12 protein-coding genes are annotated in these 13632 nt (G+C 40.6%); 4 read left to right on the forward strand and 8 right to left on the reverse strand.

Annotated elements, in window-relative coordinates; genetic code table 11:
* Window positions 1–8: 8 nt before the first annotated feature.
* Both D1013_RS00330 and D1013_RS00335 read right to left on the reverse strand, forming a co-directional pair.
* Complete coding sequence (locus D1013_RS00330) at window positions 9–1562, reverse strand: HmuY family protein (protein WP_121846991.1); 1554 nt, start codon at window positions 1560–1562, stop codon at window positions 9–11.
* A gap of 9 nt (window positions 1563–1571) precedes the next feature.
* Window positions 1572–3722: a TonB-dependent receptor plug domain-containing protein gene (locus D1013_RS00335; protein WP_121846992.1), complete on the reverse strand. Its 2151-nt coding sequence runs from the start codon at window positions 3720–3722 to the stop codon at window positions 1572–1574.
* A 109-nt stretch (window positions 3723–3831) separates the two neighbouring features.
* Between D1013_RS00335 and D1013_RS00340 the strand changes: the two genes are divergently transcribed.
* From D1013_RS00340 to D1013_RS00350, 3 genes are all read left to right on the forward strand, one after another.
* The gene (locus tag D1013_RS00340; protein ID WP_121846993.1) at window positions 3832–4758 is read left to right on the forward strand and encodes a DUF6607 family protein; all 927 of its coding nucleotides are present in this window, start codon (window positions 3832–3834) and stop codon (window positions 4756–4758) included.
* Window positions 4742–5299: an FMN-binding protein gene (locus tag D1013_RS00345; RefSeq protein ID WP_162987765.1), complete on the forward strand. Its 558-nt coding sequence runs from the start codon at window positions 4742–4744 to the stop codon at window positions 5297–5299. Before D1013_RS00340 ends, D1013_RS00345 begins: the two co-directional genes overlap by 17 nt.
* Window positions 5300–5560: 261 nt before the next feature.
* Window positions 5561–6820, forward strand: coding sequence for an MFS transporter (locus D1013_RS00350; protein WP_121846995.1), 1260 nt, complete (start codon window positions 5561–5563; stop codon window positions 6818–6820).
* Here the strand turns inward: D1013_RS00350 and D1013_RS00355 are convergent, their stop codons facing one another.
* Both D1013_RS00355 and D1013_RS00360 read right to left on the reverse strand, forming a co-directional pair.
* Window positions 6821–7588, reverse strand: coding sequence for a UDP-2,3-diacylglucosamine diphosphatase (locus D1013_RS00355; RefSeq protein ID WP_121846996.1), 768 nt, complete (start codon window positions 7586–7588; stop codon window positions 6821–6823).
* A gap of 40 nt (window positions 7589–7628) precedes the next feature.
* Window positions 7629–8081: a 6-pyruvoyl trahydropterin synthase family protein gene (locus D1013_RS00360; protein ID WP_121850535.1), complete on the reverse strand. Its 453-nt coding sequence runs from the start codon at window positions 8079–8081 to the stop codon at window positions 7629–7631.
* Window positions 8082–8168: 87 nt separating this feature from the next.
* Between D1013_RS00360 and D1013_RS00365 the strand changes: the two genes are divergently transcribed.
* Complete coding sequence (locus D1013_RS00365) at window positions 8169–8813, forward strand: 2OG-Fe(II) oxygenase (RefSeq protein WP_380084763.1); 645 nt, start codon at window positions 8169–8171, stop codon at window positions 8811–8813.
* A 2-nt stretch (window positions 8814–8815) separates the two neighbouring features.
* On the opposite strand, the gene D1013_RS00370 is transcribed toward D1013_RS00365, so the two are convergent.
* The 4 genes from D1013_RS00370 to D1013_RS00385 form a co-directional block, all read right to left on the reverse strand.
* On the reverse strand, window positions 8816–10015 hold the full coding sequence (locus D1013_RS00370) for a CehA/McbA family metallohydrolase domain-containing protein (protein ID WP_121846997.1): 1200 nt from the start codon (window positions 10013–10015) through the stop codon (window positions 8816–8818).
* 361 nt (window positions 10016–10376) lie between these two features.
* Complete coding sequence (locus D1013_RS00375; RefSeq protein WP_121846998.1) at window positions 10377–11144, reverse strand: enoyl-CoA hydratase/isomerase family protein; 768 nt, start codon at window positions 11142–11144, stop codon at window positions 10377–10379.
* Window positions 11145–11223: 79 nt separating this feature from the next.
* A complete protein-coding gene (locus D1013_RS00380; RefSeq protein ID WP_121846999.1) occupies window positions 11224–12249 on the reverse strand; it encodes a hypothetical protein in 1026 nt (341 codons plus the stop codon).
* A 42-nt stretch (window positions 12250–12291) separates the two neighbouring features.
* Window positions 12292–13626: an MATE family efflux transporter gene (locus D1013_RS00385; protein ID WP_121850537.1), complete on the reverse strand. Its 1335-nt coding sequence runs from the start codon at window positions 13624–13626 to the stop codon at window positions 12292–12294.
* Window positions 13627–13632: the final 6 nt, after the last annotated feature.

A 13632-nucleotide genomic window follows, 5' to 3' on the forward strand; every position in this document is an offset into this window, starting at 1 on the left:
AACGAATCTTATAATTTTTCGTAAATAAACTGAGGATACCCTCTCTCACCGCTAGCGCTCAATACTGCGGTAAACCTAAATTTATAGAGGTTTCCACTGGCATCTTTAATGATGTAGTACCTATCATCTTTTACCGAAGGAGTACCCCCAAAACCGGAAACTCGCCAATCACTGCCGATGACGGCCCTATCGTCATAAATAAAGGCACTGTCGTCAGCGTCTGCCATCGTAAAATCTGCATACGAAGGTACATTGAAATCGGTACGCACACCTTCTCCATCTACTTCATACGTCAGTACTTGATAAACTCCGACACCACCCAAGGAATTATGCGTCACAAAATCAGAATAGGTGAGTCCTGCACCGGCAAATCCGCCGAAAGGCCCGTAGTAACTATATACGGAAGGCACTTGAATATCCCACGCCTCTTTGGCCGGCTCTATGTCTATGGTTTGCCCAGAAGTCAAACTAAAGGCCGTTTGAATTTTAGATGCATCTTTGGCAATGGTTACTTCCTCAAAGGTAGTCGCATCCAGCTCAGCATACTGAATGGTATAATTATCGCCGTCAGTCAGGATGCGTACTTTCATAAATCCTCGATGCTCACCAGTTGTTGCAATGGCCCCGGCATCTGGGGTCGTATCGGGAATTTCCGCACCTAGACCCACGATGAAGACATTATTTTCTTCGGCAGTTGTTGAAATAGTTCCGAACGCAGTTCCTTCCAAAGAACCTTCCTTATCATCAGTAAATTTTATTCCTTCTGAAAGATTTCCATATTGCGAATAACCCACAGGTAGACCAACCAAAAGCTCTGCTACATTAGTCACTTGTACTTCTTCAGGTTGAAAAGTGGTAACGTTCAACGTATATAAATTCATCGGCTCGCTCAAATCGGTAGTCGAACTCACCGCATTTAAGTCGGTTACCCCTTGCAACTCAGCGGCGGAGACCAAAAGGGTTGGGTTTAATAAGACACGGTTCTCTGTTCCATTATAAACAGCAATTTCCCAAGCATCACGCCTAGACGAAACCTGTTGTTGAGAACTCAAATCAATAAATACGGCATTGGGTTGATTGGGTCCTCCTGATTCGGGTTCGATTGTTCCGCCAGCTGCCGCCGTAGGTGTAAAACTGACCAAAGTTGTCGAGGGGCTGCTAACAGTCCAATCCGTATTGCTCACAACGGATAAAGTGAACGAAACCGAAGCTGTGGTACCTTCAACGGGGTCGGTTAGCTTGTTCAATTCAAATGAAACGCTAGTCTCGCCTACCGCTACGGGAACTGACAAACTACCCGAACTAGCCTCAGGCGTAGTGGTAAAATCGGTGCCGTATTCGGCATTGTCACCCGTTAGACTGATCGTAATTGTGCCCGCTTCGGTAGCAGCCCGTGAAAAGTCAATGGCAATGGTCTTGCTATTCTCATCCTCCGAAAGACTTGCTGTCTCGCTATCGAAGGAAGCGGAAAAGTCAATTAAAGACCCACCGCCATCATCGCTGCTACATGATGCAAACATCATAAGGCTAGCACAAACTACATAAAGAAAGGATTTTTTCATTTTCAAAATTTAATTAAAGGTTAATAGGTATGATAGTTTTAGAAAATAGGAACGGCCGTTCCCAAAGAGTTGGGTACCCGTACCGGAAGAACCGTGCACCCCTGAGGATACGTTACCGGCATTAACGGTCACAACATCCAACACATTACGCACCCCGAAAGTGAGGTCTAACTGCGGTGTAAGCTCGATCAGGGCGGTAGTATCTAGCCAAGTAAAAGAATCTGTACGATCTAAGGTGTCTTCACCGCTGCCGTCATTGACTATGGTCTGTCTTCTACCCGTATATTTTAATATGGCGGAAAAAGTGGTGCCCCATTTCGGAATGGTATGGCTTAAATTAGAATTTAGGGCAAAACTCCATACATACTCAGAGTTATCTTCGCTATCTGAATCGTTCAAGGTTGTAGATTCACCAAGATAAGTGGAGCCAAGACCAATATTCCATCTTTTTAATTGTAGTCGATTGCTCAAGGTAACCCCTAAAATCTTCTGTTTTTCAACATTTTGATACGTAAAAAGAGGTGTGTCTCCCGAATCATCGCCTACTAGCGTAATCTTGTCTTTTAAATTATAGTGAAAACCTCTGAAGGCAGAAGAGAAAACACCCTCATCATTAGCTAGCGACCATTTTTTGTCGGCATTTAGAAATACAGAAATACCATCTTCTGGCTGTAAATCTCTATTGCCCTGAACATTGTGATTACTATCGACGAAATAGAAAAAAAACTCTTCAAAACTAGGCGCCCGAAAGGCAGAACCGAAGATGGCTTTGAGCTTTAAGTCGTTTTCGAAATCGTAATTGGAAGAAAAAGACCATATAAATTGATTACCGAACTGCGAGTTGTTCGTTAATCTCATACCAGGATAAATTGACAGTCTTTCGGACAAATTCACGTCTAAGTGGGCGAAAAGGTCATAATTCTCCAACGTATTTTCAGAAGTATTTGTCGAGTAATTTCCGGAGGCTGTGGCATCAAACCCTTTTTGAAAAATGAGCTCGTATCCGGTGAGCAAATTAAATCGCTCCGATTTGGAAAAAATGTTGTTGACAGTCGCCTTTGAATAGTAAATTTTACTGGATTGATTGAGCTGATCTAAGTTGAAGGCCTCTATTCCCCTTTGCAAAATATTATAAGTGTATTCTTCAACATACCTTTTCTGGTTTTGATATGATAGGGATAGGTTGTAGGTAGTAGACCCAAGAAAATCACCTGCCACATTTAGGTTATTGACCCAACGATGAGTGGTGAACAACTGGTCGTTTGCAGTAGGGTTGGGTTCGCCATTTCCATTAAGCCTCCCATTTACCAAATGATTATAAATGTCTAGCTCTTCGTTGTAATACTGAGATTTGAAATAGAAGGTGTGTTTGCCGACTTTTTGTCGTGCATCAAAGAAAGCCGTTATCTGTTCTTTAGGATTCCATTCCAGGCCTCTTAAACCGTCATTGACTACGGTACCATCTTGAATATTTACATAATCACGGCCTTTGTATTCATTGAAAAAGCCGGCAAAATCATTACGAGAAAAGCCCGCCGCTATTTGGGTAGCATCAAATAGTTGATGGCTTATTTTGAGGTTTTGTATATGCCTGCCTTCATTGGTCCACGCATACTCGTTTCCTAAAGTTTCTTCTTGTAAAGAGGTGCTGATAGTCCACTTATTGCCATCAAGTCCATTCTTTGAAACTATGTTTATAACACCTGCCAAGGCATTGTCTCCGTAAAGTACGCCTACGGCTCCTTCCACAATTTCGATACGTTCGACTTCTTCAAGGTTTATTTGTGTGATATCGATATTGTTACCCATTCCGTTATCACTGGCAATCGGAATACCATCCATTAATATCTTTACATATTGCCCATCAAGCCCAAACATGCTAATGGTACTTCTACCGGTAGACGGGTTGGGCATAACGGTAATGTTCAAATTCTGATTGAGAACATCGGCCAAATTATTTCCCGCCAATTGCTTGATGTCTTTATTAGTAATGGTTTCGACTCGGAACAATTTTTTGCTAACGGACAAAACCTTGCTTTCTCCTGTAAGAACCACTTCATCCAACTCCGTAATTCGGGTGGTGTCGGCAGACGTACCATTTTCCTGAGCCAAAATCAGCAGGGGAAATAAGAGAAAAACTAAAAGTGATATCCTCAACATTATTTAGAACAAATCTGAATAGAATTAATTTGAGCAAATATATCAGTTATTTTTAATCAATCTAAATTAATTTAATAATTTTACGCCAGAGCATCTAACATCCAACACTATGAAAACAACCTTAAGCGTATTGGCGCTACTTCTCGTCTGCGTTAGTAATACAAATGCCCAAAAAGGCCAGAAAGAAAAAGATATTCAAGCAATTAAAGCCATGTGCGGCTGCTATGACATCACCTTCAAATACACCGAAACCTTTGCCCCTGAAATTGATTATGAAAAACATCACGATTATACCGCCTATGGTAGGGAACTGGCACTCTTGATTGAAGATGAACCCAACAAACTTTCAATTCAACACATTTTGGTAGTTCATGATACCATGGTTATCAAACATTGGAGGCAAGATTGGATTTATGAAAACCAAAAGGTCTTTCACTACGACAAAGACAACAATTGGGTATTTACCGAACTGCCAAAAGAGGAAGTTAAAGGGCAATGGACCCAAAAAGTCTACCAAGTCGATGATAGCCCTAGATATAGCGGATCTTCTACATGGGTACATGTCGATGGCAAGCATTATTGGGAAAACACTAGCGATTCACCCTTGCCTAGAAGGGAATATAGTAAACGTGACGATTATAATGTGATGCGCAGAGGTAACCGGCAAGAAATAACCGAATTTGGTTGGGTTCATGAGCAAGACAACGATAAAATCGTTAGAACCGATGGGGAAGAAGATGTGCTATTGGCCCAAGAAAAAGGCTTTAACATCTACACCAAAACAGATGATAAGGCGTGTGCGACTGCCAACGAATGGTGGACCAAAAATGAAAAATTTTGGTCAAAAGCCCGTAACGTATGGGACAAGACCTATGATCGAGACGGAAGTCTAACTCTTAAGAAGAGTGTTGATGGCCAACCCATGTTCATGAAGTTCTACGGCCTCGAAAAAGAAAATGCCAATAAAAAATCAATTGCCGCATTAATCGATGCCTTTATAGCCGATGAAAATAAGAGCAATGTCAAAGGGAAATAGAAAGGGTTACTGCGTAGCCATCTTTCTTGGCCTCTTTATGGCATCTTTCACTATGCCACAACAATCATCTAAGCTGCAGGAAAAGATTGATAATGCTATTGTAACAACATATGGGGTTGAAGACTTTTCTTTGGAGCCTATTATCATACCCGAAGAAATGAATCAAGCCACTAAAGCCGAATTTTCAGGCGAGCATTTCTACGAGATAGTCAACTCAAATGGAGTTTTGGGTTATGCCTATGTAGGCACCGCCGCAAGCATGAAGAAAGAATTTGAATATATTTTAATGTTCAATACCGACTTGAGTATTAAGAAATCTAAGGTATTGATCTATCGGGAAAACTATGGCAGACAAATAGGAAGTCAACGGTGGTTAAAACAGTTTATTGGTCTTACTCCGAACGATGAATTGACTTATGGTAAAAATATAGATGCCATAGCCGGAGCCACCATATCGGCAAGCAGCATGACTAGGGCTACTGATGAAATTCTACAGTCTATAAAAACACTGAAAGAGCAGAATATTATTCCCTTGAAGTAAATCACAACTTTTAAAAACCAACTAATCGGTCGGTCCTTCGTATTCTGAAGTGCGAGAAGTCAATTATTTCTTCACTTCATTTTTAAGAAAGCACCGTTCATCGATGAAACTCCTAAAAAGTAGCTATTCAAAATGCATCAAAACCGACCTAATAGTCGGTTTTCGCAATTTTAGCTTTCATTCAATTTTTAGGTAAACTTTAATGGTCGCTTGATTCCTTAGTAATATCTTTGCTGCTTATTTCTTTCGCCATTTGCGCTTATGGATCCATACGCCGCTTTACGCTTTCGAGAATTCAACATTTTTTTATTGGTTCGTTTTGCCATGGTATTTGCATGGTCGATGCAGTTTATAGTTATCGAGTGGCAGGTCTATTCGATGACTAAAGACCCTCTTTCTTTGGGCATCATCGGCCTTATGGAAGTAATTCCGGCCGTCTCAACCGCCCTTTTCGCCGGTCACGTGGTCGACCAGAAAGAAAAACGCAACCTTCTAATCAAATGTATTTTTGGGTTCTCTATTATCAGTTTAGGATTGTTCATATTGAGTTGGCCTTCTATTGAGTTGCATCTCTCGCAACAAGTCATTCTCTATGGCATTTACGCCTTGGTATTTTTTGGTGGTATCGTTAGGGCGTTTATAGGCCCTACCATCTTCTCGCTAATCGCATTGATAGTACCGAAAAAGATTTACCCCAATGCGGCGACATGGAGCAGTACTACTTGGCAATTGGCAGCCGTATTGGGCCCAGCTTTGGCAGGTTTTTCCATAAGCTGGATAGGGGTTCATTGGTCAATGTGCCTTATTTTCGGTTTTTCGGTGCTGGCTTTGATCAGCCTTTCGCAAATCAAAAGAAAGCCCATACTCAACCCTAAAATTGGAGAGCCCGTTTTTCAAAGCTTAAAAGAAGGTCTACGGTTCGTATTTAGTACGAAGGCTATACTCGGTGCCTTGACTTTAGATATGATTGCCGTGTTGTTTGGTGGGGCCGTTGCCCTTTTGCCCGTTTATGCACAAGATATTCTGCATGTAGGTTCAGAAGGGTTTGGAGTGTTAAGAGCGGCGCCCGCGATTGGGGCAGCTATTACAATGCTGGGGTCTACCCGTTTTCCATTGCATAAAAATGCAGGAAAGAAACTATTACTCGCTGTATTCGGTTTCGGAATCTGTATGATCGTCTTTGGTCTTTCCACCTATTTTTGGCTCTCTGTGGCCGCATTGTTCGTTAGTGGTGCCGTCGATGGGGTGTCAATGATTATTCGTCAGACTATTCTTCAGTTAAAAACTCCGGACAACATGAGAGGTCGCGTAGCTTCGGTCAATTCAATGTTCGTAGGTTCATCTAACGAGCTAGGGGCTTTTGAAAGCGGACTTACCGCAAAGCTGATGGGTACAGTTACCGCAGTTGTATTCGGTGGATGTATGACCTTGATAACGGTAGGTGCCACGGCATTCATTTCACCTACTTTTAGAAGACTCGACCTTCAAAAAGACATTGAAGACCACGAAAAAGAGGCGTAGTTACGCCTCAAATTTTTCTAAAGACAAGATGTGGCCATCAAAAACTGCGTAGGTGTAGTAATTCACCCAATCACCCAAATTGGTGTACTTCGATTTTCCGTTCAAATCAATTTCTAACGGAAGATGCCTATGCCCAAAAATAAAATGGTCGTAGTGTTGGGTTTCAAGTTTTCTTTTGGCGTATAATACCAACCACTCTTTCTCTTCACCCAAAAATTTGGCATCGTCATCACCAGAAATCAATTTATTACTTACCGATAAATGTTTGGCCAACCGCACACCAATATCGGGGTGCAGCCATCTGAAAAACCATTGGGCAACAGGGTTGGTAAATACCTTTTTCATTCTTTTAAAACCCTTGTCGTCAGGGCCAAGACCATCGCCATGACCGATAAAAAAGGTAGTTCCGTTAATATTGAATTGCTGAGGCTTATGAAAAACGGGAATGCCAAGTTCTTCCTCAAAATAACCGTTCATCCATAAATCATGGTTGCCCACAAAAAAATAAATGGGAATACCGGTATCCGACAATTCAGCCAGCTTTCCTAAAGTACGGGTAAAACCTTTGGGCACCACAGTTTTGTATTCCATCCAAAAATCAAAGAGATCACCTATCAAAAAGATGGCTCCTGCATCGTCTTTGATTTCATCTAACCAGGCAACAAACTTTCTTTCTCGGGGAAGACTGTGCTCCATTGTAGGTGCCCCCAAGTGGTTATCACTTGAAAAGTAAACTTTTTTGCCCGGCAGAAGTTCAATGGTTTTCATTCTTGGGCAAATATAGATATTCGTAGAACAAGGTCAGGGCTTAAGAATTATCGCTTGCGTACCACTCTGCATACGAAGTATCAGTTTCTTGTAACTTTAAGGAGTGTAACTTGATGTTTTCAGGCAGCCTGTCACCTATTTTTTTGGCAAAATCAATCACCATGTTCTCACTAGTTGGTTGGTAATCGGCCAAAATTACATTATGCCCTCTATCGGTAAGTTCTTGTGCCAGTTCTACATGCGGGGTGTTCTTATTGAAAACCGTGGCGTGATCAAATTTATCTACTATTTCTTCCTTCACTATCTTCTTCAAATCGCCAAAATCGATGACCATACCCAATTTAACATGTGACGTATCGGTTATAGGCCTTCCGATAACGGTTACTGAAAGTTTATAGCTATGGCCGTGCACATTTCTGCACTTGCCATCATACCCGAAAAGGGCATGTCCGGTCTCAAAATTGAACTGCTTGGTAATCCTAATATTGGCCATAACAATTATTTGTTTGGCAAAGGTAGATATTTTCAAAAACCAATTGTTTTTTAGATTACATTTGCCCGATTTTTTTAAAAAAAGCGAGTGAAAGAACTTCTCGGTCAAACAGTTACGATGGTCGACCACACCTACGAAACCATCATTGAAGATGTGCTTGATAAAGGTTATAGCATCATCGATAACTTTTTATCGCCATCAACCGTTGAGCTACTGCGTAACGATTTGCTTTGGCAGTACGACGATGACCAATTTAAAAAAGCCGCCATCGGTAACCATACCAACGAGGTCATAAAAACTGGAATTAGGGGCGATTTTATTTTGTGGATGGATGAAACCACCGCGAACGGACCACAGCAGCTATTTTTCGAGAGGATCAATGATATGGTTCAATACCTCAACCGTACGTGCTATTTAGGTATTTTTAGAAAAGAATTTCATTACGCCCTCTACCCAGAGGGAAAGTTCTACAAAAGGCATTTAGATGCTTTCCAGAACGATGACCGAAGAAAACTATCAATCGTTTGTTATTTGAACGAAGATGACTGGCAACCGGAACATGGGGGCGAGCTGGTAATCTATTTAAAAGATAAGGATGCACGGGAAAAGCCTTTGAACATTTACCCCTTTCCAGGAAGGGCGGTCATTTTTGAAAGTCGTGTGCTGGAGCATGAAGTAAAACCTGCCAACCGCGAACGATTAAGTATTACTGGCTGGTTAAAGACGCAGTAACACTACATTGCGGGCCGAACAGGTTGCGTCCAAGCTGTTTCATAAAAAAGCTCTTCGATAGGATTCTCCTGTTTTTTGGCGGATACCACCTTTGAACGTACGAACAACAGATCTTGATTCAGTTCAAAGGAAGCTGTCGTACCGTTTACGGTTTGCAAAACCTCGGTTTCGGAAGCACCCTTTTCACAACCGATAAAGGTAATTTCGTAATCAACATTAGGTTCGGCCTGAACTTCTATCGTCAACACATTAGAATTCACCGAAGCGGTTTTCAGTTCTACTCCGGTGCTCGCATAAAACTTTCCTGATTCCATTGCTTCTATGAGGTGAGAGGCCGATAACGAATCGGATTGTACCATGACCCAACCTCGACCGGCATTGCTCCATTGGTTACCGATCTGATGATAACTATGAGAATCATCGGTGGCCAAACCGAACATTAAAGGTTTGCCGTTTTCTAAATAATCGATATTGATTAAATCCCACATTTGCTCAGTCGAAATATGAACGGAGTCACCCATGTTATGAACCATTGGGTGCCCATTATAAACCTCAAAGAATCGTTCTCCATTCAACGACTGCATATCTTCCAAATCAATACTGTAAAAGAAATTGGGGTGATTAATGTGCGGTATCATAGGCACTCCTGTTCGTTTACGCTGATCCAATACTTGGTCAAGATTATTTTGCATAACCTCTGCCACACTCTCGCCTCCCAAAGGGTCTATTTTGTCTTGAATATTGGTGGCATTCATATGGATATGTTTGTCTTCGTACCTATCGGTAATCTCTTCGGAAGGAATGACCAAGAACTCACCATCAACTTGAGCAAACTCGCTATACTGCCCATACGTTTTTAGTTTTACTTTGGTAACCCCTGAATCGACTTTATATTCTACCCATTCTTCACCATATTCTTCCAAATAACTTAGAAATGCGCTTTGGTAGATTGAATCTTTTCGAATGGTAATCCATTTTTCTTCTTGGGCAATCGTGTTATGGTCCGATAGGGCCAAAAACTGATAATCATGGTCTTTATACCAATCTAATATTACTTCTGGAAACTCATCTCCATCGCTCCAATATGAATGCGTGTGCAAGTTGCCTTTATACCACTTTTGAGGTTGAGAGATAGGCGCCTTTTTCTGCGAACACCCAAAAATCAAAATGAAAGAAATTACGAGTAAAGAAATGGCTCTCATCTTATTATGGTTTGGTTGTAACCAAAAGTAGCGATAATAAAGAGCCGTTGGTTTAAATAATCATTAAACCTAATTAAGAAAAAGACCGTTTAGGCTACCTTTTGAACTTTCGGCGAGTTCTAACGCGGTTAAAAAAATAAATGACCACAACAAAAAGGGCCAGTAAGGGAAAAATAAGGTCTCCGTTCAAGAAATTAAGAATGTTCATCTCATCTATTTTTAAGGAAGAACGATAGTATGAGCAACTTATTACCTTTTGAACTTTCTATTTCCTCGAATGCGAGTGATAATGTAAACGACAATGACCACTACGGCCAAAATCAAGAAAATCATATTGCCACTTAAATATTCTGTCATCTCTTTATTTTTTAAACTTGCTTAAGGCCTCTTTTGTAAATTCTGAAAGTACCAATTTACCGGTAATTGCCGCTCTTTCTACCAGCAATTGATCCCAGTGGTCGGTTTGGTTCCATAATACCTTTTTCCACTCGTAAAGAGCTTCCGGATTGTATGCGGATAATTTTTGCACAAAGAAATCCAACTCCTTGTCCATTTCTTTTATATCATCGAACACTTTTGAGAAAAGCCCCTTTTCTTGGGCCCAGTATGCATTTTTCCATTCGGTTGGCGCCAATGATAATTCGGAAAGGGCCGCTACCCCTATTTTTCTTTCTACCGCAGGTGCAATCACCAAAGGTGCTATGCCTATCGATAATTCTGACAAGCGTATAGCGGCAGCTTCGCTAGCGTAAACATAGTCGCAGGCCGCGGCTAGGCCTAATCCGCCTCCAACGGTTTTACCCTGTACCCTGCCAACAATAACCTTTTTACACTTTCGCATGGCATTGATGACGTGGGCGAAACCACTAAAAAATACTTTGCCTTCCTCTAAATTTGAAACCGCCAACAACTCATCAAAAGATGCGCCCCCACAGAATGCTCGGTCACCTTCAGATTTTAAAACGATCACTGAAACGGCATCCTTTTTCGACAGTTGGTTGATTTCATTGACCAATCTGTCGAGAAGTTCGGCCACAAATGAATTACCGGCCGGATGGCCAAATTCTATCGTTGCTACTTTGCCTTCTATGCTTGTATAAAGACTTCCGTTTTCTCTTTGGGTTACCATATTATTTCTAATTCAGGCATATCATACCATGTAGGTTATTTCACAATAAAGAATACTTTCAATATGAAAGATAATTTAATTAACCACACCAGTAAAATAGTTTTATATGCTTATAGTTTCCTTTATCTGTTTCTCTACATATGTTCAAACCTCTATCGAACATCCTTTTTATATTTTCAAAATTGGCCAAACCAATTTTCGCTCTTCTTTCATTAATGCTAAAGAATTTAGTTGAATCGCCAGTCTGATGCCATTGATTATAATAGCCTACCCTGCAGAACTTACTTTCTCCAAACTTAGCTTGAAAATCGATAATCGAAGCATAGTGTTCGGGTTTCAAATTACCTTTTTGCATCTCACTATAAAGTAGTTCGTTGTATTGGCAACTCTTAGCATAGCCATAATAATGCAATAAAATGAATAAAGTACTATTGTTAATAAATGTGTAATCTAATGGCTCACTTCTGGAAATCAGTTTTTGAACGCCAATTTTTCTTTCACCTGGATAACCATATTCTGATATTAAGGGCATTAGCTTATTCTCAACCAGATTTGAAATTATTGAATCATATTTCTGATGATAAATCTCCTTATTCTCATTGTCAACATATGACAGTGAATCAATGTAATGAACCTTCCATCTATTATCATAATTAGACATTTTTTCAATAGTGTCCATTAGAAAACGGTTAAGGTTCTGAGAATAGACTTTTCTAAATTTTTTGAACTTAAAAGATACTATTTTGTCTAGCTTATTATCACTAATAAAAGAACTTAGCAAAGAGTCTTTTTTAAGGTCCTTTGGCTCTAATCCTGAACTAAAAGCACTTCCTAAATAGGTTGTAAATTCTTCGTTCTTTTTTAATAAGGCCGCGAGTTGAAGAGCAGTAAAGCAATCTGCCGCCAAGGGTTTATCTATGTGCGACAAAGCCCTTTCATATTTTTCAAAGGCTTCCTTGAATTTGTCATCAAGAATATCACTTTCACCTTTTTGAATCAAAGAGGTGTATTCAATAAATTTACTGCTCTTTTTTTTCGAATGATTTTTGAATACAGAATAGCTTAAAAGAATTCCAACCAATAACGGAACAAATGCTTTCAGCATAATAAAATAGATTAGTAACCAATAATCCTCTTCCCATCAAAGCTAACCATTTTGTAATTGGGGCAGAAACTTTCTTCTGAACTCATATACCAAAGCGCCGCCTCTAATGACCATCCAAACTGTAAAGGCTATCCATATTCCATAGAGACTCCAACCCAAATATTTGCCAAGAAATAAAACCGGCACGAAACCCAGAAAGGTCGCGACCAATAAGGTATTTCTTAAATACTTCATTTCACCAAGTCCCTTGAACATACCATCAAAAACAAATGCAACAGTATTCATCGGCAAGCCGAGTATAACAATAAAGAATACAGTATAAAAAGTTTCAAGAACCAAGGTTTCCTTCGAAAACAACAATCCTATAGGTCGGTAAAAAATGAAGCCCAGCAATACCAAAACCAGACTGACCAAAAGGCCGTATTTGATAATTTTTTTTGCCAATGTAAACAAGCCGGAAAAATCTTTTGCCCCCAAGAGGCGGCCACCCATGATATTGCCCGCGGCGGCATACCCATCTATAAAAAAGGCAGAGAAAAGCCATATGTTTATAGCAATTGTATGCGCCCCGATATACTTGGGGCCTAAGTCTGTTGCCTCTCTTACCGCAAGTATCAAAGCGGTATTCAATGCTAGAGCCCTGACAAACAGGTTAAGGCTCATTATCACCAATCGACCCAATTCGTGATTTATAGGAAAACGCAACTTTAAACTGATATCTGTTTTTACCAGCAAAAGCACAAAGGCCATTATTGCCATGATTGCCTGGGCCATGAGACTTGCCCATGCAGCACCCTCTAAATACATTGGTTCGAAAACACCTTCAATGCCGTATACCAATAGAAAATCAAGGCCAATATTCAGAACTGCGCCTACAATGGCAATTAACATGGGGTAATAGGTATTCTGTAAACCTCTAAAAATACCCATAACGGCAAAGACGAATAGAGTTAACGGAAAGCCCCAAACGCGTATGGAATAATAACTTATGCAGTATTCTAAAATCTTTCCTGAAGCATTCAGGAGTTCAAAAATTTCGCGGACTATGAAAATAGTCGAAAGAAGAATGATAATGCTGAGAGCAATGTTCAGAAAAATGGCCTGTGCAGGAAGCGTTTTTACCTCATCAAGTCTCCCCGCTCCTAAATATTGAGAAATAATAGCTGAAATAGCACTTCGGGTCTGACCCAGAATCCAGATCAGCATCGATAGAAAAGACCCAACAATACCCGCTGCGGCCAACGATTCTAAACCATCTACCGGAATGTTACCCACTATGGCCGTATCAGTAATCGATAAAAGGGGCTCTGCAATACCCGCCACTGTTGCCGGTATGGCCAGTTGATTGATAGTTTTATAGTTGATTGCCGCTTTCAAGTGGCG

The sequence above is a fragment of the Euzebyella marina genome, from assembly GCF_003687485.1.
GTDB classification, from domain to species: Bacteria; Bacteroidota; Bacteroidia; order Flavobacteriales; family Flavobacteriaceae; genus Euzebyella; species Euzebyella marina.